3 protein-coding genes are annotated in these 2,376 nt (G+C 39.2%); all 3 read left to right on the top strand.

Features of this window, described 5'->3' with window-relative positions; translation table 11 throughout:
- On the top strand, positions 1–632 hold a 632-nt coding region (locus DB41_RS04075; protein ID WP_039384633.1), incomplete at its 5' end, for an ABC transporter permease.
- Between the two features lies 1 nt (position 633).
- Complete coding sequence (locus DB41_RS04080; protein WP_039384634.1) at positions 634–1,326, top strand: ABC transporter ATP-binding protein; 693 nt, start codon at positions 634–636, stop codon at positions 1,324–1,326.
- Between the two features lie 474 nt (positions 1,327–1,800).
- Positions 1,801–2,376: hypothetical protein (locus tag DB41_RS04085; RefSeq protein ID WP_039384636.1), on the top strand; the 576-nt coding region annotated here is incomplete at its 3' end.

Here is a 2,376-nt window from a genome sequence, read left to right on the forward strand (position 1 = left end):
CATCCGCACAGCATAATAGCCAGGCACAAAGCAATGGAATTAACCTACGTTTTTCAGATTTAAGCAAAGTCGACGAAATCCATGGTAAACTGCAGCAAGCCTTCGAAGAAGCAGGCATCGCTCCTTATTGGAAGATTGAGACCTACCGTGACTATGATTTTACCAAGGATATCATTCAACAGCTGCGTAGTGATAAACACTTATTCACGCTTATTGCCATCGTTATCATTATCGTGGCCTGTTCAAATGTTATCTCTATGCTAATTATACTGGTTAATGACAAAAAGCTAGAGATAGGAATCCTGCGCTCCATGGGAGCTTCCTCAGCAAGTATTGCCAGTATTTTTGGGTTTTGCGGAATGACCATGGGGCTAGCGGGAAGCGTCATAGGTATTGGAGCGGCTTTGCTTACACTTAGGCATTTAGAGTTGCTTGTCACTTTTTTAAGTAGGCTCCAAGGTCATGAAGCCTTTAATCCTCTCTACTATGGTGATAGCCTACCTAACGAGGTCAGCATGGAAGCTTTATTGTATGTAATAAGTTTTACTGCTTTAATCTCATTATTCTCAGGCCTTGTACCTGCCGTAAAAGCAAGCTTGCTACGCCCTTCAACTATTTTAAGAGCGGAATGAGATGGAAGAAATTATTTTGCAAGCTTGCGAGATCAGCAAAGCTTATCATTACCCTGCCAAAGTATCGATTTTAAATAACATTAACTTAGTTGTTAAGCGTGGGGAAACAGTGGCGATAACAGGACGCTCTGGTGAAGGTAAAAGCACTCTATTACAAATTTTAGGAACTTTAGAAAAGCCTTCCTCTGGTCAATTAGCTATTGCTGGGCAAACCATTAACCCTTTTAATTGCAGAAAAATTAGAAACCAGCACATCGCCTTTATTTTCCAATCTTTTCATCTTTTAGAAGACTATACTGCGCTAGAGAACATTCTGATGCCAGCGCGTATCGCCCGTAAATCTATTGCTCAAGGAAGTAAGGCTTATCAAAGAGCTTGCTCTTTACTAGAGCGTGTAGGCTTAGAAGACCGAGCCTATTTTGATACCAAGCTTTTATCGGGTGGAGAAAAACAGCGCATAGCGATTGCTCGCGCACTTTGCAATGATCCTGATATCATCTTTGCCGATGAGCCCTCTGGCAACTTGGATAAGCAAACGGCGCAAGATATCCATCAACTTCTGTTAGACTTTGCTTCTGAAAAAGATAAAGCAATAATTATCGTTACTCACGATGATAAGCTTTCAAATCTTTGCAATAAAAAATACCTTCTAGAAGAAGGGGTCCTCAAGCTTAATTCTTCATCACTTTTCTAAATTTTCGCTAATGAATATTTCAATAATAGTAATACTTGCTAATAGAGCTTTAAGCTTTGCATGCAGATTTTAAACCCTACCATATCTAACTTTGTTTAGTTTAAGAAAAGATCTTCTGGCCATCCTTACTTCTCTAGCAAACAGATCCTAGAGAGAATAAATGGAGTTAGGGCTTTAACTTAAAACCATGCTGAGAATTTTTCTTATTAAAATTTTAATTGCTTGCTTAGAACAAAAAATGAATTCGAAGAGAATTAAGAGCAAAGAATAAAGAAAAAACAGCACTTATTTGCTTCTAAATGAATTATCTATAGATACTTATGGCTGCAGGTAGGCTATAAAAGAAAAATAGAGATAAGGTTTTTTCTCTTTTTTATCTATTTATAATAAAAATTGCTTAAAAAAGAAGAAAAGGAGTAAGTTTTTGGCAAAAAGGTAAGGTAATTTCTTATCACAAAATTTTAAGGAGCTTGTATGATGCCGCCAAATTCTACTCCTAGCACCCAGGTAGCTTTCCGTGCTACAGTCTCAGAAAATATAGAAGACGCGGTCTCAGGAGAGCTAATGACCCGGGCGGTGACTCTGTTTCCTTGTGGCCATACCTTTAACGAAGATACCGTCATCCAATGCTTAGCACGCAATAAACTTTGCCCACTAGATAGAAAGCTTATTGAAAGGCATGCGCCCAACTACACGGTGAGGCAACTGGCTGAAACAGCTGATTCCCATCCATTAGAAGAACTTAAGCATGAGCCTAGCGAAGAAGCTGTAGGACATTTCTTATGGGGTAAACGGCTTGCTGAAAAAGGGGAGCATGCAACTGCTATAGAAGCTTTACTGCAAGCTTTGCAATTAACTCCTACGTATGAAAAGGCCCAAGCCTATCTTGAATTTTGCCTTAAACGCTCCTCAGAAGCTTCTTCATCATCGCAGCAAGTTACTCCTCTTTTTTCGAGCAAAGTTAAAGACAAAGAAAAAAGCCTTCCTTCTACAGATTCTCCTAAGGAACGCTATACTGAACTCTTACTCGATCTGTTAGAAGAGTCTTCG

The organism is Neochlamydia sp. TUME1 (assembly GCF_000813645.1).
In the GTDB taxonomy this organism is placed as follows: domain Bacteria; phylum Chlamydiota; class Chlamydiia; order Chlamydiales; family Parachlamydiaceae; genus Neochlamydia.